The organism is Erwinia sp. SLM-02 (genome assembly GCF_037450285.1).
Classification (GTDB): domain Bacteria; phylum Pseudomonadota; class Gammaproteobacteria; order Enterobacterales; family Enterobacteriaceae; genus Erwinia.
On the sequence record NZ_JAQISN010000001.1, the window covers coordinates 2,229,303 to 2,248,476 of the forward strand.

Here is a 19,174-nt window from a genome sequence, read left to right on the forward strand (position 1 = left end):
TTATTTTGGTCTTGCCTGCTTTACCAGTGACACGCCTTAATAAAAAATCACGGCAACCTGTAAAGCTCGTTGCGTGGCGATTATCGACAGAGCCGGTGCAGGCTGGCAATCCCCTTAGTGCAGTATTGCGATCTGGCTCTCAACTTTAACCGCACGCCGCCGCCCCTTTGCTGCCATCTGGAAATTTCTGACCGCTTTCATGTGATTGCGATCAAATTCTGGAAGGTTGCGTTTGACAATTCTGCCGGCAAAAAATAGCGTAGCGGCATTCTGATATCGATTTCATACATTATGACTGCAACCATTAAAGATGTGGCAGAGCACGCCGGACTGTCGGTCACCACCGTCTCGCGCTTTCTGAATAACCACCCTTACATCTCCGAAGATAAGAAAATCCGCATCCTCGCGGCGATGAAGGCGCTGGACTACGAGCCAAGCACCGCCGCGCAGCAGATGCGCGGGGTGAAGTCGCATCGCATCGGCATTCTGGTGTCGCGGATAACCAACCCGTTCTTCGCCAATCTGGTCGACGCGCTGGAAGTGACGGCGCGCAAAAACGGCTACTCGGTGCTGATCGTGCAGAACCACGACAGCGCGGGGGAAGAGGCCAACTGCCTCGATCTGCTGAAGAAAAAGATTATCGACGGCCTGATCCTCTGCTCGGTGGAGAGCGATAAAGCGGTGCTGGAAAAATACCAGCAGCACGGCCCTATTCTGCTGTGCAACACCCGCGTGGACGGATCGGACCTGCCGGTGGTGCGGGTGGATGATGAAGAGGCAACGTTTAATGCGATGGGCTATCTGCTGGAGCAGGGCTACCAGAAAATCGCCTACTGCACCGGCGGCGACTTTCTGCAAAAGGGCCACGGCGAGCGCCGCAACCGGGGCTTCCTGAAGGCGATGGCGGCCGCGGGCAGAGCCGTTGATGACGCGCTGATTTTCCGCAGGCTGCACAGCTACAAAGACGGCATCCGCCTGGCGGAGCAGCTGGCGGCGCTGCCCCCTTCCGCACGGCCGGACGTGGTGTTTACCGGCAGTGACGATGTGGCCTGTGGCCTGGTCACCTGGCTGACCAACCATGACATCCGGGTGCCGCAGGATATCGCGGTGGTCGGCTTCGATAACCTGCCGGTTTCTGAAATGGTCAGCGTACCGATTACCACGGTGAATCAACCAGTGGACAAGCTGGGCCAGTTCTCGGTGGAGTACTTGATTGCGCTTATCGCCGGTAAACCGTACCGCTACAACAGTGACGACCTGAAAGCGGAACTGGTGCTCAGAAAGTCGGCGTAAATTTTTTTTATCACAATGTGGTATCGATACCACATCACAGGGGTGGACATGTTAAAGCAGCAAAGAGACCAGGATAACGCCTGGTGGAAGGGATCCGTGATTTACCAAATCTATCCGAGGAGCTTTAAGGACAGTAATAACGACGGCATTGGCGATCTGCCGGGGGTTATCGAAAAACTGCCCTATCTGCATTCACTGGGCGTGACCCTGCTGTGGATATCGCCGTTTTATCTGTCACCGATGGCCGATAACGGCTACGACATCGCCGATTACTACGCGGTCAACCCGGAGTTCGGCGAGATGCGCGATGTGGATACGCTGATTGAGAAAGCCGCCGCGTTCGGGATTAAAATCATGATCGACCTGGTGGTAAACCACACCAGCGATGAGCATCCGTGGTTTCAGCAGGCGCTGGCCGATGCAAATTCGCCTCATCGCGATTATTATCTGTTCCGCCCGGCGGTGAACGGCCAGCCGCCGAATAACTGGCGCTCGATTTTCGGCGGCAGCGCGTGGGAAAAGGTGCCGGGCGAAGAGACGTATTACCTGCACGTGTTCCACAAAAAGCAGCCCGACCTGAACTGGGAAAACCCGCAGATGCGCCACGATATCTACCGGATGATCAACTGGTGGCTGGAGAAAGGCGTGGCCGGCTTCCGCGTGGATGCGATTACCTTTATCAAGAAAGATGCCGACTACGCCAGCGTCCCGGTCGACGGCGCGGACGGGCTGGGATCGATTAAAAGCAAGGCGCGCAACCGCCCCGGCATTGAGGTGTTTCTGAACGAGCTGAAGGAAAACACTTTTGATAACTATGCCTGCGTCACCGTGGGTGAAGCGCCGGGCGTTCCCTATGCGGAATACGGCCAGTTTATCGGCGAGAACGGCTACTTCGATATGATTTTTGACTTCCACGCGGCGGACATCGACGTGGAAAACGGTTCCGAATGGTTCCGCCGCCGCGACTGGACGGTAGCCGAGTTCCGCGACGCGCTGTTTGACAGCCAGAACGCCTTTGCGCAGTGCGGCTGGGGCACCAGCTTTATTGAGAATCACGACCAGCCGAGGGCGCTGTCAAAACTGGTTCACCCGGACTATCAGAATGCCATCGGCGCGAAATGCCTGGCGGCGATGTACTTCTTCCTGCGCGGCACGCCCTTCATCTACCAGGGCCAGGAGCTGGGCATGACCAACTTCTGCCGCAGCGATATCAGCGAGTTCGACGATATCTCCAGCATTGATAACTACCATCGCGCGCTGGCGGAAGGGTTCTCCGCACAGCAGTCGCTGGCGTTCGTCAATAACCGCTCGCGGGACAACTCGCGCACGCCGTTCCCGTGGGACAACACGGCAAACAGCGGATTTAATCAGGGGGCGAAACTCTGGCTGGCGCTCTCCTCGGACGACGGCAAAATCAACGCCGCCGATCAGCAGCAGGATGCGGATTCGGTCTTTGCCTTCTACCAGCGGCTGATCCGCCTGCGCAATCATGACTATCCCGATGCGCTGATCTGGGGCGACTTTATGCCGCTGGAAACGGCCGAACCGGAAATTATCAGCTATCAGCGCCGCACGGAAAGCGAATGCTTTATTTCTGTCACCAACCTCAGTAACCACGCAGTTGATTATAAAATACCGGAGGGCGAGATTATCGTTAATAACTATCCACAGCTCAGTTCTTCATTAAAGCCTTATCAAAGCATTCTTATCAAGGGAACAACCCAACATGAATAAATATAAAAATATTGCCGTTGAGCTGGTGAATATCATTGGCCGGGAAAACATTATTTCTGCAACGCACTGTGCCACCCGGCTGCGTTTACAGGTAAAAGATCGCAGCCTGATAGACGATGAGAAAATAAGAAACGTCGATGAAGTGAAAGGCGTCTTTTTTAATTCGGGGCAGTATCAGGTGATCCTCGGCACCGGGATTGTGAATAAGGTTTACGCCGAGTTTATGCAGGCGTTTAATATCAGCGAAGTCAGCAAGGATGAGATGAGCCGCCAGGGCAGCGGCTCGCTGCAGGCGGGGATCCGCCATCTTTCGGACGTATTTGTGCCAATCGTACCGGTGCTGGGGGCAACCGGGCTGTTCCTCGGGCTGAAGGGGGTGCTGTTTAACGATACGGTGCTGGCGATGTTTGGCGCCAGCACCCTCGCCCTGCCGGCCTCGGTGACCACCCTGATGACCGTGCTGTGCGATACGGCGTTTGCGTTTCTGGCGGCGTTTATCTGCTGGTCGGCTTTTAAGAAGTTTGGCGGCACGCCAATTATCGGCTTCCTGATCGGGCTGATGCTGGTGTCCCCCGCCCTGCCTAACGCCTATTCGGTCGCTTACGGCAACGCGCAGCCGATCTATCTCTTCGGTTTTATTCCGCTGGTCGGCTATCAGGGGTCGATACTGACCGCGCTGATCACCGGCATTATCGGCGCGAAGCTGGAGAAGGTTTTCCGCCGGATTATGCCCAACTCGATGGATCTGATCTTCACCCCGTTCCTGGTGATCCTCTGCGCCGTGGCGATTGCGCTGCTGGTGCTCGGCCCGCTGGTGCACGGCTTTGAGCACTATGCGGTAATGGCTATCCAGCAGTTCCTGGCGCTGCCTGCCGGTATCGGCGGCCTGCTGATCGGCTTTATCTACCCAATTGCGGTGATGACCGGGATGCACCATATGTTCATTATGATTGAAACCTCGCTGATTGCCGGCACCGGGTTCAATCCGCTGATCACCGTCTGCGCGATGTACGGGTTCGCCAACGCCGCCGTGTGCCTGGCGATTTCGCTGAAGTCGAAAAACGTGGCGTTTAAGACCGCCGGGATCTCGGCCACCGTTACCCAGCTGCTGGGCGTTTCCGAACCTGCGCTGTTCGGTATCGTCATGCAGTCCGGCATGCGGGCCATTGCCGTCATGCTGTGCAGTTCGGCGCTGGGCGGCATGGTGCTCTCCCTGCTGTCGATTAAGGCCAACTCCTACGGGCTGGCGGTGCTGCTGTCGCCGCTGATGTACCTGTACGACCGCTATCAGTTTATTACCTATATCACCGTCGGCGTGGCCGTGGCCGTCTTCGCCTTTGTCTGCACGCTGCTGCTGGTCAGGGTGGATAATAAAAAACGATAATAAATCACAGACCGATGCCGTAAACCCTTTGCCGTAATCCTTTGCTGTAAAAGCACGCTTCACTTTATTAATGGCAACCCGTATGCCCTGAATACTTCTATTCAGAGCAGGGTGACTCACAGGTATAAATGATGAAAATAGCACTTCTTACTTTCTGTACCCTGGCCTGTACTTTACCTGCGCACGCAGCGGAATTAACCCTGGCCGAAATTAACGCCCGGCTGGAAAAAGTGGAGGCGGAACTTAAGCTTTCACAAAAACAATTAACGCTTGCTGAAAATAAAATTGCCGTGGCGGAGAAACGAGCCAGTGACGCGGAATTAAAAAATAAAAACAGCAAGAGCGATATTATTAATAACGATACCGAGATTAAATTCGGCGGCTACGCCCGCACCGGCATCCTGAGCGGAAAACAGGGCACCACTACCACGGTCGGCCCTTCCCTGACGCCCGCGGGCAGCACCGGCGGCAGCGTTGGCCGCCTGGGGAACGAAGCCGACACCTACGTTACCGCCGACTTCGACTACAAGCGCCACTACGCCAACGATTCGAGCTTCCGCTACTACATGAAAATTGCCGAGTGGGACAAAACCTATAACACCGACAGCGCGTTTAACGGCCAGATGAACCTGCGCCAGGCGTTTGTGGAGATGAGCAACCTGCCCACCTTCACCGGCGCGTTCAGCGGCTCCACGCTGTGGGCGGGCAAGCGCGAGGACCGGGATAACTTCGATATCCACTGGCTGGACTCGGACATGATGAACCTGATCGGCACCGGCGCGGGGATTTACGACGTGAATTTCTTCGGCGACGTGAAAACCAACCTGTCGGTCTACGGGCGTAACTTCAACGATATCGATGCGATGGAAAATGTTGAATACAACAACATGACCGGCGCCGATAATACGTTTATCCAGAACTACACCTTCTCGCTGAATAACCGCGTCGGCAACTGGCAGTGGATGCTGAACGGCCTCTACTCGAAGGAAAACGACAAGCGGATCAACGACGGTCTGGCGCAGGATAACGCCGCCTCGCACGGCTTCAACACCATGCTGGCGTGGCACGGCGACAGCTTCTACGGCCTTAACGAGGGGTCGACCAAAACCGTGCTGCTGTACGGTAAGGCGCTGGGGGCCGAAGTGCGCGGGCCGGGTTCGGATGGCTATCTGATTGACGATGCCTGGACGGTGAAGTTCGCCACCTACGGCATCACCCGGCTGAGCGAGAAGCTGAGCGTTGCCCCGCTGCTGGTGGCTCAGAGCAGCAACAGCCGCTACATCAAATCCGACCATTACGACTGGGTGACGCTGAACTCGCGGCTGATTCAGGAAATTAATCAGAACTTTGCCCTGCAGTACGAGGCCAGCTATCAGTATATGGACATCGATCCGAAGGGCTTTAACGGCAATAAGCCGGTGTCCGGCAGCTACTACAAGCTGACCTTCGCGCCGACCTTTAAAATGCAGAACGTCACCGACTTCTTTGAGCGTCCGGAGATCCGTTTCTTCGTCACCTGGATGAACTGGGACAAAAATCTGGATAACTACTCTTCGACCGATACCTTCGGCAACGCGGGCTATCACAGCGGCGGTTCGCTGATGGTCGGCACCCAGCTGGAAACCTGGTTCTGAGGTTAACCGGCTAACGGTAACGGGGCTGAGTTCAGTGCATCAACCCCCAAAACCTTACTCCAGCGCCTCAAACTTCAGCTGGCTGAGCGGCTGCACCTTATCCTCGCGCACCATTTTGTATTCGGTGTCCGGCCCCAGCCAGCGATTCCAGATGGTGTCGATCTCGCCGCCCTGCTCCATCTTCGCCAGGCTGTCGTTCACCTTCGCCAGCAGCGCCTCGTCGCCCTTCTGCATCCCCACCGCCACCGGCTCCAGCGCCATCGGCTCTTTCAGGATCGCCAGATTAATGCCGTCGGCTTTGGCGCGGTTCACCAACTGGGTGGCGGTCATGCCGTTGGTGACAAAGCCCACCGATTTATTCTGCTGCAGCGCCAGATACGCCGAAGCGGTGTCCTGGAAGGTGACCGGCTTCGCCTGCGCCAGGCGGATCGACTGCTCGGAGGTGGAGCCTTTGGTGGAGCTGAGGCGTTTGCCTTTGAAATCGGCGCGGGTTTTCGCGGCGTTGGCTTCCTTCACCACCAGCACCTCTTTGGCGATGTAGTACGGATCGCTGAACTGGATCTGCGCGGCGCGGCTTTTGGTGTAGGCGAGGTTGGCAATCAGTACGTCAACCCGCCCGGTGGTCAGCACGGCAATACGCGCCTCAACGGAGACCGGCATCAGGTTGGCTTTTACCCCCAGCTGCTTCGCCAGCGCGTTGCAGAGATCGACATCCATCCCGGCCAGCTGGCGGGTTTTGACATCCGGCGAGGAGAACGGCGGTACGTCGGCATAGACGCCGCAGTTCAGCTCGCCGCGGCTGCTGATATCGGCAAGCGTATCGGCGCTGGCGGGCAGTGCGGCACTGAGCATTAACGGCAGACAAAGTGACAGCAGCGGCGTGGTGATTTTTCTCATGGTTTCAGGCTCCGTTTCGGTTTCAGTGCTGACGCAGGTCGGTAAGGAAACGTTGCGCGCGCGGGTGCTGGGGACGGGTAAAGAAGGCGTCTGGCTCAGCCTTTTCCAGTATTTTTCCTTCATCCATAAACCAGATGGTATCCGCCACCTCGCGGGCAAAATTCATTTCATGGGTCACGCACATCATGGTCATGCCTTCGTTCGCCAGGCTGCGCATCACGTTCAGCACCTCGCCGACCATTTCCGGGTCCAGCGCCGAGGTCGGTTCATCAAACAGCATCACCGGCGGCTTCATCGCCAGCGCCCGGGCAATCGCCACGCGCTGCTGCTGGCCGCCGGAGAGCTGCGCGGGCCAGGCGTTGGCCTTGTGCGCCAGACCCACCCGCTCCAGCAGCGCCAGGGCATGCTGCTTCGCCTCGCTGCGCCGCACGCCCAGCACCTTGATCGGAGAGAGCATGACGTTGTCGATCACCGACAGGTGTGGAAACAGGTTAAAGCTCTGAAAGACGAAGCCGATCCGCGCCCGCAGCCGGTTTTGCTGGGTGCTGGCCCCGTGAATATCCAGCCCGTCGAAGACAATCTGGCCCTGCTGGATCGGCTCCAGCCGGTTGACGGTGCGGATCAGCGTGGATTTGCCGGAGCCGGACGGCCCACAGACCACCACCACCTCGCCGCTGTTCACTTCCGCGTTGAGGTCGGCGAGCGCGTGATAGGCGCCGTACCACTTGTTAACCTGGTTAAAGTGAATGATCGGACTCATGCCTTACTCCTCGATAGCGGGTTTGTTGACCAGCAGCGCGGCGGGCTGCGGTGCTGAGCTGACGGCGGGGCCGCGTCGTTTGGCGGCGATGCGCCGTTCCAGATAACCGGCCAGCCACGTCAGGCTGAAGCAGATGATGTAGTAGCTGATGGCGACAATGGCGAACACCTGAAACGGCTTGGTCAGCAGCTGGTTATTCACCTGATTGGCGGCAAAGGTCAGCTCCGGCACGTTGATCACGTAGCCGAGGGTGCTGTCTTTGATAATCGACACCAGCTGGCTGACCAGGCTCGGCAGCATGTTGTAGAGCGCCTGCGGCAGGATCACCAGCCGGAAGGTGCGGGTGTAGCTCATGCCCAGGGCGCGGGAGGCTTCGTACTGCCCCTGCGGCAGCGCCTGGATCCCGGCGCGGACAATTTCCGCAATGTAGGCGCTTTCATAGATAACTAACGTGACCAGCATGGTGCCGAAGCCGCTCAGCGTGTGGCCCAGCAGCAGCGGCACGCAGAAGTAGGTCCAGAAGATCACCATCAGCAGCGGCACGCCGCGCAGCACATAGACCCAGACGGTGGCGGGCCAGCGCAGCATGCGGTACGGCGAGATGCGCGCCACGCCCAGCAGCACGCCGATCGGCAGCGCCAGCACAATCGCCATCAGCGATACCAGCAGCGTACAGAGCACCCCGCCCAGCGGGCCGTTGGGATACTGCCCCATCAGGAACAGCATGCCGTTCTGCTGTAAAATCGTCAGCATTTCACTCATTCAGCTTACCTCGCATAGACGCGCTGGAAACGCTGTGCCAGAAACGCACCGGCGGCCATCAGCAGCAGAGAGAAGAACAGGTAACAGAGCGTCGACACCAGATAAGCCTCGAAGGTGCGGAAGGTGTAGTTTTCGATTTCGCGGGTCACGTAGGTGAGGTCCGCCACGCCGATCACCATCGCCAGGCTGGTGTTTTTAAACAGCAGCACCGTGTGGTTAATCAGCGCGGGCAGCGCGTTGCGGATGCCCTGCGGCAGAATAATCAGCCGCATTGACTTCACGTAGCCCATGCCCAGCGCCCGTGCTGCCTCGCGCTGCCCGTCCGGCGTGGCGCGCAGGCCGCTGCGGATATCTTCGGAAAAATACGCCGCCTGGCACAGCCCCAGCGCCACCATCGAGAACAGAAACTCCGCGTTGTAGTCATTCAGCCAGATCTGCGCCGACTCCGGCAGCAGAGTGGGCACGGCGAAGTACCAGATCATCAGCTGGATCAGCGTAGGCACATTGCGATGCCAGGAAACGTAGGCCGCCACCAGCCACTGCAGCGGCTTCAGCGGGGTCAGCCGGATCACCACCAGCACCATCGCCAGGATCATCGCCAGCAGCCAGGAACCCACCGCCAGCTTCAGCGTTAACGCGACGCCATCGACGATCATCTGTCCGTACTGGCCGTGCAGAATGACGCTAAAATCAAGTGAACCGTTCATCGTCGATCGCCCTCACTCAGTTCGGATTAACGCGCAAAATCACCGGGGCGCATGGTGGATAACCCGCCCGGCACCTGCAGCGTGGGGGTAATCTCGATATTGCCGATATTCACCGCCAGCGGCGCAGAGATGGCGAAGGCCACGGTATCGGCAATATCTTTCGCCGTCGGCAGTTCGAAGCCGTCGATAAATTCGCGGCGCGCGGCCTCTTTATCCCCGGTGACGTTGCCGAAGATATCGGTCGCCACGCGGCCCGGGCAGATCTCGGTGATACGCACACGTTTGCCATAGCAGTCCACGCGCAGCTGGCGTGAGAGCGCATGAACGCCCGCTTTGGTGGCGTGATAAATGGAGTTGCCGCCGAAGTTGTAAATTGCGGCAATCGAGGTGATGTTAATCACGTGGCCACGGTCGCGCTCGACCATGCCCGGCACCAGCAGGCGGCAGAGGTGCAGCACCGCGCGCAGATTGACGTCAACCTGGGTTTCGATCTGCGACTCCTGCGATTGCAGAATGGAACCGGGATGGGAAACGCCGGCGTTGTTTACCAGGATGTCGATGGACAGGTCGCGGCACAGCTCATTCAGCGCCTGCACGTCGGAGACGTCGATGGCGTGGGGAATACAGCCGGTTCTCGCCGCCAGCTGCTCCAGTTCGTTATGACGACGGGCCACCGCGTGAACCACGATACCCTCCTGGCACAGACGCTCAACGATGGCTTCACCCATTCCGGCGGAAGCGCCGGTCACCAGTGCGGTTTTATAATCTGAAAATGGCATTCACTTCTCCTGTTGTTATTTTTGCTCTGTCTTTGACTGTATCCCCTCCCCCGCGCCGAGGGGTAAGAGGTAAAGTCTTTGTGGCAATAAGCCGATCTTATAGAGCCAGACAATCTAAGCTATCTCGCTGTTTATTCAATAAAAATGTTTAGATATCGGGCGAATTTCTCCGCCCTGTGCGGCGATATCGGTCCGCAGTTGTGCAATCAGCGCCAGCGAGCCGGGCGTGTCGCCGTGCATTAAAATCGAGGAAATCGCCATCGGCAGCCGGGTGCCGTCAATCGCCGTGACGCAGCCGGTTTTCAGCAGATCTATCACCCGCTGGCTGACCTGCTGCGGGTCGTGGATCACCGCGCCGGGGGTTCCGCGCGGCACCAGCAGGCCGCTGGCCTGGTAGGCGCGATCGGCCAGAAACGTGCAGGCCACGCGCAGCCCCAGCTCGCGGGCGCAGCGCTCCACCGCGTTGGCGGCGGTGGTGCTGATAATCAGATCCGGGTCAAACGCCTTTACCGCCGCCAGCAGCGGCCTTGCCAGCGCCTCATCCTCGGCGGCCATGTTGCCCAGCGCGCCGTGGAAGCTCATGTGGCTCAGCGGGTAGTCCGCCACGCGGGCAAACGCCGCGAGCGCGCCGAGCTGATAGGTGACGTAGTGCGCGAGGGTTTGCGTGTCGATCTGCATCCGCCGACGGCCAAATCCGGCTAAATCCGGGAAGCCGACGTGCGCCCCGAGATCCACGCCGTAGCGTTTTGCCAGCGCCACGCTGCTGGCCATGATCGCCGCGTCCCCGGCGTGGAAGCCGCAGGCGACGTTGGCGGAGCTGATCAGCGCCATTAACCCGGCATCATCGCCGATGCGCCAGTCGCCAAAGCCTTCACCGAGGTCGGCGTTAAGATCGATGCTTCTCATGGTGCTGCCTCCGTTTTAACGATGCGAACCACCGGCTGGCCGTACTCCACCCGATCGCCCTGCGCAACCGCGTACTCATCCAGTTGCCCGTCGGCCCCGGCCCGCAGCGGCAGACAGATCGGTCCGGCCTGCAGCAGCGCCAGCAGATCGCCGGCTTTCACCGTGCGGCCGTCGGCGGCGATGCGTTTGCCGGTCAGCGGGTCCTGCAGCCAGATGCGCCCCGGCATCGGCGCGTCCAGCTCAACGAGGTTGGGCTGCGGGGATGCAGGATAAGTCGCAATAGCGGGCGTACGCGTTGATGGCCGTTGTGCATTGGGAACGGATAATGCTGATGACGGCGTATGGAATGCGGCACCGGTTAGCGGCATCCCTTCAGCGCCGCAGCGAATGCGCACGCTGTAGCCGTCGCCTTTAATCTCAATGCTGTCTATGCCACTGCGCCGCAGTCGGCGGGTAATGGCCTGAAGTTCACGAATGGTGGGCATTTTCTCTCCTCCCGGTTAAAGCGGGCAGCGGCGGTAGTCGTCAATACGCTGGCAGAGCCCCGCCAGCCATCGCTGCTGCTGACGTTCCGCCTCGTCGGCCTGCGGCCAGTTCACCTCAACAAACTGTACGTTGCTGCCTACCGGCACCTGGCCCAGCAGCCACATATCGGCATCGATTACCGTGCCGAGTTTCGGGTAGCCGCCGCTCGGCTGGGCGTCGCGCATCTGAATAATCGGCTGGCCGCTGTGGGTCACCTGGATAACCCCGGGAATAATGCCGTGGGATCGCATCTCCAGCGGTGCTTTCGCCACCAGCCCTTCGCCGTCCAGCCGGTAGCCGTAGCGGTTGCTCTGCGGTGAAACGCGCCACTGCTGCTGCCAGAAGCGCGCCACCGATGCGTCGGTAAAGGCACCGTACTCCGCCGCAGGGAGCACGCGGATCTGCGGCACGCCGTCAGGGCGGTCGCACAGGCTCAGGCGCGGAGAGGCAATGCCGAAGTCCACCGCGCCCCGATACGCGTCGCGGGCGGCGCTGAGCCTGTCGCCCTGCTGCAGTCCGCGGCCGTGGAAGCCGCCAAATTCGCCCCTGAGCTGGGTGCTGCGCGACCCCAGTACCTTCGGCACGTCAACCCCGCCGGGCAGATGCAGATAGCTGCGCGCCGAGAAGCGCGAGGCGTGCAGGGTCAGCACCTCGCCCGCCTTCGCCTGCGCCACCCACCAGGCCGGAATACGCCGATCGCCGAGCATCGCCGGGCTGTCTCCGCCGCTGATGGCAAAGGCGCAGTCGCGGGTGAAGCGCAGGCGGAACGGGAACAGGGGGATCTCAATCACCGCATCGTCCGGCTGGTTGCCGAGCAGCGCGTTGCCCAGCCGCAGCGCCAGCGGGTCCATCACGCCGGCGGTTCCCACACCGAAGTGCAGCGCGCCAAAGCGGCCCTCGTCCTGCACGCTGGACAGCGCGGTAGTGCGTTCAATGACGATCATGCCAGTACCCTGCTTACCCGGAAGCGAATGCTGTCGCCGGGCTGGAGCCGCACCGGCGGCGCGGCGTGGGCATCAAAGAAAACGAAGTCGGTACGGCCAATGGTGTTCCAGCCGCTGGGGCCGGGAGAGGCGGAAACGCCGGTCTGAACGCCGCCGATGGACACCGATCCGCCGGGAATGCTCTGCACCGGGCTGGCGCGGCGCGGGGTGGCCAGCTGCGGATCCATGTTGCCGAGGTAGCAGTAGCCCGGATGGCTGCCGAGGGCATACACCGGGTACAGCGGTTCGGTGTGGCGCTGCACGATCTCCTGAATGGTCATGCCGGTGTGTTCGGCCACGTCGCAGATATGCGGCCCCGGCTCGCCGCCGTAGGTGACATCCAGCTCAATCACCCGGCCGGAGAAGGTTTTGCTTTCACCGCGCTGCCACTGCTGGCGCAGGTGGTCAAACAGCTGCTCGCCCCCGCTCATCTGCGGGCCAAAGACCAGCATCAGGTTATTCATGCCCGGCACCACGCCGCGAATGGCGGCCAGCCCGCTGGCGTAATCGGCCAGCGCCCAGATGCGCTGCTGGTTTTCCAGGGTGATCTCGCCGGGGGCTTCAAACAGTACCGCGTGGGTGCCAAGCCAGCTAATTTGCGGGGCCTGTAACTGACGTGCTGGGTCCATTCCTCATCCTCAACTTCATATCCGCTAACGGAAAAATGCGATAACCCACTCTATCCCGCCGCTCCTGGCGGTCTGTAAGAGGGTTTCGCTTTAGGGGGATAAGGCAGACTTATTACCGGGAAGCCGGGGCGTGCGGCAGGCACGCTGGCGCGGGTTATCGCCCGTCGATGACGGAGGCGGGTGGACCGATACGGGAATCATCTGCCCGGAAAAGGGGCAGCAGCGTGGTGACTTCGGCGACCGTAGGAACAGCGGCGTGGTGACTGCGGCCACCCGTCAGAACGGGCTGGCGGCCGCATCGTGTGATGTCAGCTGACCAGGGTCAGCGGTCGGTTGTCGTGGGTGCGTTCGGCCATCAGCGACAGCAGGATCTTCTTCACCGCTTCGGCAGGCTGGGACAGCGGCAGATGGTCGGAGGTGCAGAACGACAGCGGTGCCTGAATCCCCGGATCGATGATTTTAGACATCCGTGCGCGGGACTGCTTGACCATATTGCGCGCGATGGATTCCGGCAGGATGGTGGCGCCGAGGTTGCCCTCCAGCGCCTGCGCCAGGGTGGTGGCCGATTCGATTTCGCACTTCACCTTATAGGAGAGGTTTTTCTGCACGAAGGCTTCGTCAACCAGCTTGCGCATGATGTTGTAAGGGCGCGGCAGGAACAGCTCAAGATGGGCTATCTGCTCCAGGGTGACGGTTTTACCGAAGCTGATTTCACTCTGCGGCGTCACCAGGTAGAGATCCTCCTTCATCAGCGGAATAAAGGCCAGCCCGTGGATCTGACGATTGCCGTACAGCACCGCCATATCCATGCGCCCGCTCATAATCAGCTCGCTGAGGGTGGTGCCAAAGCTTTCGTTGAAGTAAAGCAGGATGCCGGGATGCTGTTTACGCACCTCCTCCATCAGCGGCAGCGCCAGCAGCGAGGCGGCGGTACCGGGCGCCAGCCCGACGGACACCTGGCCGCTCAGCGCCAGACCCGCGCCGTCGATGGCGCTCTGCGCCTGCTCACACTGGCGCAGTATCGCCTGGGCGTGGGCATAAAGGATGCTGCCCGCTTCGGTCGGCGTCACGCCGCGCTTGGTGCGGATCAGCAGCTGCTGTTTGACTTCGCTTTCCAGCGAGGCCAACTGCTGGCTGAGGGCTGGCTGGGCGATATGCAGAATATCGGCCGCCTGGGTCAAACTGCCGACGTCGACAATTTTGATGAAGTAGCGGAGCCGCCTGAGATTCATTGTCATACCTCTCGTCACCGGACAGAATGTTAAGAAAAAGTGAACGGAAGTGTAGCAAGATCCGGACCAGCCTGAGTGTTAACTGCCCCGCAAAGCCGGATGACAAAAAAGTTAATATGTAAAACAGTGAGATAGATCGTGTTATTTCGCTATCCATCCATTAATCAAACGCTTGCTTCCCGCCGCCGTCTGCACCATTGCGGGGAGTTTTACTTATCGCTGGGCCCCATCCATAAGCTTTTGCTCTTGAATCAGAACAAACTCCTCTTAACCGTCGCCCGCCGCTTATTCGTAACGTAGAGGCATCCCGGAACAGACTGGAGTGACCATGAGTGCTATCCGTATTGCCGCCCGCGTTACGCGTATTAAACCTTCTCCCAGCAGCAGCGCATCCGATCGCGCCAACGCCCTCAAGCGTGAAGGGAAAGCCATTATTAACCTGGTGGTCGGTGAACCTGATTTCGATACCCCGCCGGAAATCTGCGAGGCGGCCTGCGCCGCGATCCGCAACGGGGAAACCCGCTACACGCAGAACAACGGCACCCCCGCGCTGTGCGAAGCGATTGCCGCCAAGTTCCTGCGCGAAAATCATCTGACGGTGAAGCCGGAAGACATCATCGTCACCAACGGCGCGAAGAGCGCGATCTTCAACGCGCTGGCCGCCACCCTGGAAGTCGGCGATGAGGTACTGATCCCCGCACCGTACTGGGTTTCCTATCCGGATATGGTACTGGCCTGCGACGGCCGTCCGGTAGTGATTACCTGCCAGGAAGAGGCCGGATTCCGCCTGACCGCCGAACAGCTGCGGGCGTCGATTACCAGCCGCTGCCGCTGGCTGATCCTCAACTCGCCGTCTAACCCGAGCGGCGCCACCTACAGCCGCGACGAGCTGCGCGCGCTGGCGGATGTGCTGCTGGACTATCCGCATCTGGCGATTATGACCGACGATATTTACGAGCATCTGCGCTACGACGACAGCCCGAACGTGCATCTGCTGGAGGTGGAACCGCGCCTGGCCGACCGCACGCTGGTGGTCAACGGCGTGTCGAAAACCTACGCCATGACCGGCTGGCGCATCGGCTACGCCACCGGACCGAAAGCACTGATTACCGCCATGGGCACCCTGCAGTCGCAGTCCACCAGCAATGCCAGCTCCGTCAGCCAGGCCGCTGCCCTGGCCGCGCTGAACAGCGGCACCGGCTTTATCACCCACAGCCGCGAAATCTACCGCCAGCGCCGCGACGATATTGCCGCCCGCCTGAATGCCGTGCCGGGCCTGAGCTGCCGCGTGCCGGAAGGGGCATTTTATCTTTACGTCAACTGCGGCGGTCTGCTGGGTAAAACCACCGCGCAGGGACAGGTATTGAACAACGACAGCGAGGTGGTGCTGTGGCTGCTGGAGAGCGCGGGCGTGGCGGTCGTCGCCGGTGCCGCCTACGGTCTATCGCCCTACTTCCGCCTGTCTATTGCCACAGACCTTGCCACGCTTCAGGCCGGGGCCGCCCAGATTGCCGCCGCCGTCAGCCAGCTGAAATAATCAGGAGATTCGCTATGCCCGCAGGAAACCGTATTTTCTTACAACGTAATCTCGAAGCCGCTGGCTACGTCGAGGCCTTCCGCACGCTGCCCGCCGCCGTGGTGGCCGACTGCATGAGCCGCCTGCCCGCGCTGTCCGGTGAAATTCGCCTGATGAGCGCCCCGCGCAACGCGGTAATGTGCGGCCTGGCGGTCACCGTTAAGGCCCGCTCCGGCGACAATCTGATGCTGCACAAGGCGATGGATATGGCCGGTAAAGACGATGTGATCGTGGTGTCCAACGAAGGCGATCGCAGCCAGGCGCTGATGGGCGAAGTGATGACCACCTGGGCCCGCCAGCGTGGTATTGAGGGGCTGGTGCTGGACGGCCCGATCCGCGATATCGAAGGCATCGGCAAGATGGATTACCACCTGTATGCGGCCGCCATCACCCCCGGCGGCCCGTATAAAGACGGCCCCGGCGAAATCAACGTGCCGATCGCCTGCGGTAATATTCACGTGTCGCCGGGCGACATTATCCTCGGCGACCACGACGGGGTGATCGTCATCCCGCACGGCGATGCGGCACAGATTCTGGAAGCGGCGCAGGCCTATCTGATCGTCGACGAGCGCAACTTCGAGCTGGCGAAGCGCGGCGAGCTGGAGCGCGGCTGGATTGATGAGACGCTGAAAAACAAGCAGGTGGAGATTATCGACGGGCGGTTCTAGGCGGTAAAAGAACACTATTCTGTGTTGATAACAGGCACCCATAACGGGTGCCTTTTTCGTTATGCAACCGGCGTAATGGCTTTGCCGTGAGCAAACCACGAGGCGAGATTATCCGCCACGTTTTGCGCCATCGCCTGGCGCGTTTCCACCGTGGCGCTGGCGATATGCGGGGTCAGTACCGTATTTTCCAGCGCGAAAAAGCGCGGATCGATTGCCGGTTCACCTTCGAACACGTCCAGCCCCGCGCCGGCGATGGTGTGATTTTCCAGCGCGGCGATCAGATCGTCCTCATTAACCACCGCCCCGCGCGCGACGTTAATCAGCACGCCCTGCGATCCCAGTGCGTGAAGCACCTCGCGATCGACCACTTTGTAGTTACGCGCATCACCCGGCACCGCCAGCACCAGCACATCGCTGAACAGCGCCAGCTGATGCAGATCGCCAAAGCGCTGCCAGCCGGGTTCATCACTCTGGCGGCTGTTGCAGTAGCCGATCTGCATATCGAAGGCGGCGCAGCGGCGGGCAATCGCCGAGCCGATGCGTCCCAGCCCGAGGATGCCGACGCGCCTGCCGCTGAGCTTGCTGCCCAGCACCGGCGGGCGGTTTGCCCATTCGCCCGCGCGCAGGAAGGCATCCTGCGCCACGATCTGCCGGGAGACGCTGAGCATCAGCGCCAGCGCCAGGTCGGCGACGTCATCGGTGAGGATATCGGCGGTAACGGTAACGGTAATGCCGCGATCGCGGGCGGCGGCCAGATCGATGGCGTCAGTGCCCACGCCGAACACGGCAATCACTTCCAGTGCCGGTAACGCGGCCATCACGTCAGCCGCCAGCCCGACGTCTCCCCGGGTGGCAACCGCGCGGATAGTCTGGCCGTGCTGCTGCAGCCAGGCGGCCGCATCCGGCTGCTCGTACAGGCGATGGCACAGGTAGTCGCGGTGCAGCATCTCGCTCAGCGCGGGCATCAGCGGCTGGATAATCAGTATCTGTTGTTTCATTGCGGGCATCCTTATTAACGTAGGGTTCAGAACGTTAATAAACTAGCGGAATTCCGCCGTGGCCCCCGCAAGGTTACGCTTATCGCCAGATAGGATTCGCTTATCATGCACGCGAAATCACCCGGCGCGCGCGGCGGCGATCAGCCCGTCCAGCCACTGCTGATGGCCGTTGATCATCGGGTTGGGGCGCGCGTTGGCCAGCTCAACCGCCGGTTTGCCGTTCTGGGTTTCCTGGGTCAGCAGGCGCACGCGGCCCCCCGGCAGCGCCTCAATCAGCCATGCATGATGCACGTCAAGCCGACTGTCGCCCTCGCCGCACCCGCCGTGCCAGGCAATACGCGCCGCACCACAGACTTCCGGTGCGACGAATTCGTTAACTTCGCTTTCCACCACAAAGCCAAAGGTGGTGAAGCGGAAACGTGCACCGTCGGTCAGATACGGGCCGCTGCCGTCGTGGAACTGAATATCGCTGGCGTTGCTGTAATAACCGGGCCAGGCGGCGGTATCAATCAGTTTGTCCCACAGCGCCGCGACGCTGACGCCGGTAATAATCATTTCGTTGCTGGCGAAGTTGTCGCTGAAACCTGGAATGTAGCCCTGCGGCCAGTGAATTGCGTTCATGATGTTGCCTCTCGGTAAGTCTGGTCAGCCACAGCGCGGGATGCGCCTGCCGAAAACCACGGCATAATGCACGGCGTGATGATATAAAACCAATCAGCATATTTTATTTCAGATATCATCCTTAGTGATATCTGACCCATTAGCCGCCGGGGAGTCGATGAGTAGCCCACTACGCACGCTGGATTTAAATCTGTTGAAAACGCTGGATGCGCTGCTGGATGAACGCAGCGTGACGCGCGCCGCCCAGCGCCTGTCGCTGACGCAGCCGGCGGTGAGCGCGATGCTTAATCGCCTGCGCGAGCATTTTGGCGATCCGCTATTTACCCGCGGCCAGCACGGCATTAACCCGACCCTGCGGGCGCTGGCGCTGGCCGTTCCGCTAAAACAAATTCTCGGCGACATCGATCGGATGCTCCAGCCCGCAGCGTTTGATGCCGCCAGCTCGCAGATGTCGCTGAACATCGCCGCGACCGATTACGCCCTGAGCGCGGTAGCGGTGCCGTTTATTGCCGCGCTGCGCCAGCAGGCTCCCGGCGTGCGGGTGAGCGTGCAGCCGGTGGAAAGTGACAGACTTCCCGTGCAGATGGAGCGCGGCGAGGTTGATATGGCGCTGCTGACTCCGGACATCACCCCTGCCGATCTGCACGCCCGTCATCTGTTTGACGAGCAGTACGTCTGTCTGCTGCGGCCCGATCACCCGGCCCTGCTGCACGGCGAGCTGTCGCTGGATAACTTCTGCTCGCTGGACCACGTGCTGGTTTCGCACAGCGGCCGCGAGTTTCGCGGCGTGACCGACCAGGCGCTAGCCGCAATTGGCCGTCAGCGGCGGGTGACGCTGGCAGTGAACAGTTTCCTGGTGCTGCCGCAGATCCTGCGCAGTAGCGATTTGATTGCCGTGGTGCCGCGCAGGCTGGCAGAATCCGCCGACGGGCTGGTGCGGATAACGCCGCCGGTCGCGGTGGCGGGCTTCAGCAAAACGCTGGTCTGGCACGAGCGCAGCCATCGCGATCCCGGCCACCGCTGGCTGCGCGCCCTGCTGTTTACTACCCTGGGGCTGGACGCCCGCGCGCTGTGATCGGCCAGTGC

General features: G+C 60.4%; 19 protein-coding genes. 7 read left to right on the plus strand and 12 right to left on the minus strand.

Annotated features, from left to right (window positions below; all coding sequences use genetic code 11):
• The first annotated feature begins 291 nt into the window (after positions 1–291).
• The 4 genes from PGH32_RS10400 (at position 292) to PGH32_RS10415 (ending at position 6,045) form a co-directional block, all read left to right on the plus strand.
• The gene (locus tag PGH32_RS10400) at positions 292–1,293 is read left to right on the plus strand and encodes a LacI family DNA-binding transcriptional regulator (protein ID WP_337893975.1); all 1,002 of its coding nucleotides are present in this window, start codon (positions 292–294) and stop codon (positions 1,291–1,293) included.
• A gap of 48 nt (positions 1,294–1,341) precedes the next feature.
• Positions 1,342–3,027, plus strand: coding sequence for an alpha-glucosidase (locus PGH32_RS10405; RefSeq protein ID WP_337893976.1), 1,686 nt, complete (start codon positions 1,342–1,344; stop codon positions 3,025–3,027).
• Positions 3,020–4,411 carry a PTS transporter subunit EIIC gene (locus PGH32_RS10410; protein ID WP_337893977.1) on the plus strand — a complete coding sequence of 464 codons (1,392 nt, stop codon included), beginning with the start codon at positions 3,020–3,022 and terminating at the stop codon, positions 4,409–4,411. The genes PGH32_RS10405 and PGH32_RS10410 overlap by 8 nt, the downstream gene beginning before the upstream one ends.
• A gap of 128 nt (positions 4,412–4,539) precedes the next feature.
• Positions 4,540–6,045, plus strand: coding sequence for a carbohydrate porin (locus PGH32_RS10415; protein ID WP_337893978.1), 1,506 nt, complete (start codon positions 4,540–4,542; stop codon positions 6,043–6,045).
• A gap of 54 nt (positions 6,046–6,099) precedes the next feature.
• Here PGH32_RS10415 and PGH32_RS10420 read toward each other — a convergent pair whose 3' ends face one another.
• The 10 genes from PGH32_RS10420 to nac form a co-directional block, all read right to left on the minus strand.
• Positions 6,100–6,942 carry a transporter substrate-binding domain-containing protein gene (locus PGH32_RS10420; RefSeq protein WP_314423703.1) on the minus strand — a complete coding sequence of 281 codons (843 nt, stop codon included), beginning with the start codon at positions 6,940–6,942 and terminating at the stop codon, positions 6,100–6,102.
• 22 nt (positions 6,943–6,964) lie between these two features.
• Positions 6,965–7,702 carry an amino acid ABC transporter ATP-binding protein gene (locus PGH32_RS10425; RefSeq protein WP_337893979.1) on the minus strand — a complete coding sequence of 246 codons (738 nt, stop codon included), beginning with the start codon at positions 7,700–7,702 and terminating at the stop codon, positions 6,965–6,967.
• Positions 7,703–7,705: 3 nt separating this feature from the next.
• Positions 7,706–8,464, minus strand: coding sequence for an amino acid ABC transporter permease (locus PGH32_RS10430; RefSeq protein ID WP_314423709.1), 759 nt, complete (start codon positions 8,462–8,464; stop codon positions 7,706–7,708).
• Positions 8,465–8,469: 5 nt separating this feature from the next.
• A complete protein-coding gene (locus PGH32_RS10435; protein ID WP_314423712.1) occupies positions 8,470–9,171 on the minus strand; it encodes an amino acid ABC transporter permease in 702 nt (233 codons plus the stop codon).
• A 26-nt stretch (positions 9,172–9,197) separates the two neighbouring features.
• Positions 9,198–9,950, minus strand: a complete 753-nt coding sequence (locus PGH32_RS10440) for an SDR family oxidoreductase (RefSeq protein WP_337893980.1) — start codon at positions 9,948–9,950, stop codon at positions 9,198–9,200.
• A gap of 135 nt (positions 9,951–10,085) precedes the next feature.
• On the minus strand, positions 10,086–10,856 hold the full coding sequence (locus tag PGH32_RS10445; protein ID WP_337893981.1) for a LamB/YcsF family protein: 771 nt from the start codon (positions 10,854–10,856) through the stop codon (positions 10,086–10,088).
• Complete coding sequence (locus tag PGH32_RS10450; protein ID WP_337893982.1) at positions 10,853–11,341, minus strand: acetyl-CoA carboxylase biotin carboxyl carrier protein; 489 nt, start codon at positions 11,339–11,341, stop codon at positions 10,853–10,855. The genes PGH32_RS10445 and PGH32_RS10450 overlap by 4 nt, the downstream gene beginning before the upstream one ends.
• Positions 11,342–11,356: 15 nt before the next feature.
• Positions 11,357–12,325, minus strand: a complete 969-nt coding sequence (locus tag PGH32_RS10455; RefSeq protein WP_314423722.1) for a biotin-dependent carboxyltransferase family protein — start codon at positions 12,323–12,325, stop codon at positions 11,357–11,359.
• Positions 12,322–12,993: a 5-oxoprolinase subunit PxpB gene (gene pxpB, locus PGH32_RS10460; RefSeq protein ID WP_123334848.1), complete on the minus strand. Its 672-nt coding sequence runs from the start codon at positions 12,991–12,993 to the stop codon at positions 12,322–12,324. Before pxpB ends, PGH32_RS10455 begins: the two co-directional genes overlap by 4 nt.
• A gap of 308 nt (positions 12,994–13,301) precedes the next feature.
• Positions 13,302–14,225, minus strand: a complete 924-nt coding sequence (gene nac / locus PGH32_RS10465; protein WP_123334850.1) for a nitrogen assimilation transcriptional regulator NAC — start codon at positions 14,223–14,225, stop codon at positions 13,302–13,304.
• Between the two features lie 328 nt (positions 14,226–14,553).
• On the opposite strand from nac, the gene PGH32_RS10470 reads away from it, so the two are divergent.
• Positions 14,554–15,762, plus strand: coding sequence for an aspartate transaminase (locus tag PGH32_RS10470; protein ID WP_337893983.1), 1,209 nt, complete (start codon positions 14,554–14,556; stop codon positions 15,760–15,762).
• A gap of 14 nt (positions 15,763–15,776) precedes the next feature.
• Positions 15,777–16,469, plus strand: a complete 693-nt coding sequence (locus tag PGH32_RS10475) for an RraA family protein (RefSeq protein ID WP_123334853.1) — start codon at positions 15,777–15,779, stop codon at positions 16,467–16,469.
• A 59-nt stretch (positions 16,470–16,528) separates the two neighbouring features.
• Here PGH32_RS10475 and PGH32_RS10480 read toward each other — a convergent pair whose 3' ends face one another.
• Positions 16,529–17,467, minus strand: a complete 939-nt coding sequence (locus PGH32_RS10480; protein ID WP_337893984.1) for a 2-hydroxyacid dehydrogenase — start codon at positions 17,465–17,467, stop codon at positions 16,529–16,531.
• Positions 17,468–17,584: 117 nt separating this feature from the next.
• Positions 17,585–18,088: an SRPBCC domain-containing protein gene (locus PGH32_RS10485; protein ID WP_337893985.1), complete on the minus strand. Its 504-nt coding sequence runs from the start codon at positions 18,086–18,088 to the stop codon at positions 17,585–17,587.
• 157 nt (positions 18,089–18,245) lie between these two features.
• Here PGH32_RS10485 and PGH32_RS10490 point away from each other — a divergent pair, with 157 nt between their 5' ends.
• Positions 18,246–19,163, plus strand: coding sequence for a LysR family transcriptional regulator (locus PGH32_RS10490; protein WP_337893986.1), 918 nt, complete (start codon positions 18,246–18,248; stop codon positions 19,161–19,163).
• The last annotated feature ends 11 nt before the right edge of the window (positions 19,164–19,174 follow it).

Excerpts from the sequence above, each read along its gene's own strand:
- PGH32_RS10400 (WP_337893975.1), top strand. The coding sequence starts at position 292 with ATGACTGCAACCATTAAAGATGTGGCAGAGCACGCCGGACTGTCGGTC.
- PGH32_RS10405 (WP_337893976.1), top strand. The coding sequence starts at position 1,342 with ATGTTAAAGCAGCAAAGAGACCAGGATAACGCCTGGTGGAAGGGATCC.
- PGH32_RS10410 (WP_337893977.1), top strand. The coding sequence starts at position 3,020 with ATGAATAAATATAAAAATATTGCCGTTGAGCTGGTGAATATCATTGGC.
- PGH32_RS10415 (WP_337893978.1), top strand. The coding sequence starts at position 4,540 with ATGATGAAAATAGCACTTCTTACTTTCTGTACCCTGGCCTGTACTTTA.
- PGH32_RS10420 (WP_314423703.1), bottom strand. The coding sequence starts at position 6,942 with ATGAGAAAAATCACCACGCCGCTGCTGTCACTTTGTCTGCCGTTAATG.
- PGH32_RS10425 (WP_337893979.1), bottom strand. The coding sequence starts at position 7,702 with ATGAGTCCGATCATTCACTTTAACCAGGTTAACAAGTGGTACGGCGCC.
- PGH32_RS10430 (WP_314423709.1), bottom strand. The coding sequence starts at position 8,464 with ATGAGTGAAATGCTGACGATTTTACAGCAGAACGGCATGCTGTTCCTG.
- PGH32_RS10435 (WP_314423712.1), bottom strand. The coding sequence starts at position 9,171 with ATGAACGGTTCACTTGATTTTAGCGTCATTCTGCACGGCCAGTACGGA.
- PGH32_RS10440 (WP_337893980.1), bottom strand. The coding sequence starts at position 9,950 with ATGCCATTTTCAGATTATAAAACCGCACTGGTGACCGGCGCTTCCGCC.
- PGH32_RS10445 (WP_337893981.1), bottom strand. The coding sequence starts at position 10,856 with ATGAGAAGCATCGATCTTAACGCCGACCTCGGTGAAGGCTTTGGCGAC.
- PGH32_RS10450 (WP_337893982.1), bottom strand. The coding sequence starts at position 11,341 with ATGCCCACCATTCGTGAACTTCAGGCCATTACCCGCCGACTGCGGCGC.
- PGH32_RS10455 (WP_314423722.1), bottom strand. The coding sequence starts at position 12,325 with ATGATCGTCATTGAACGCACTACCGCGCTGTCCAGCGTGCAGGACGAG.
- pxpB (WP_123334848.1), bottom strand. The coding sequence starts at position 12,993 with ATGGACCCAGCACGTCAGTTACAGGCCCCGCAAATTAGCTGGCTTGGC.
- nac (WP_123334850.1), bottom strand. The coding sequence starts at position 14,225 with ATGAATCTCAGGCGGCTCCGCTACTTCATCAAAATTGTCGACGTCGGC.
- PGH32_RS10470 (WP_337893983.1), top strand. The coding sequence starts at position 14,554 with ATGAGTGCTATCCGTATTGCCGCCCGCGTTACGCGTATTAAACCTTCT.
- PGH32_RS10475 (WP_123334853.1), top strand. The coding sequence starts at position 15,777 with ATGCCCGCAGGAAACCGTATTTTCTTACAACGTAATCTCGAAGCCGCT.
- PGH32_RS10480 (WP_337893984.1), bottom strand. The coding sequence starts at position 17,467 with ATGAAACAACAGATACTGATTATCCAGCCGCTGATGCCCGCGCTGAGC.
- PGH32_RS10485 (WP_337893985.1), bottom strand. The coding sequence starts at position 18,088 with ATGAACGCAATTCACTGGCCGCAGGGCTACATTCCAGGTTTCAGCGAC.
- PGH32_RS10490 (WP_337893986.1), top strand. The coding sequence starts at position 18,246 with ATGAGTAGCCCACTACGCACGCTGGATTTAAATCTGTTGAAAACGCTG.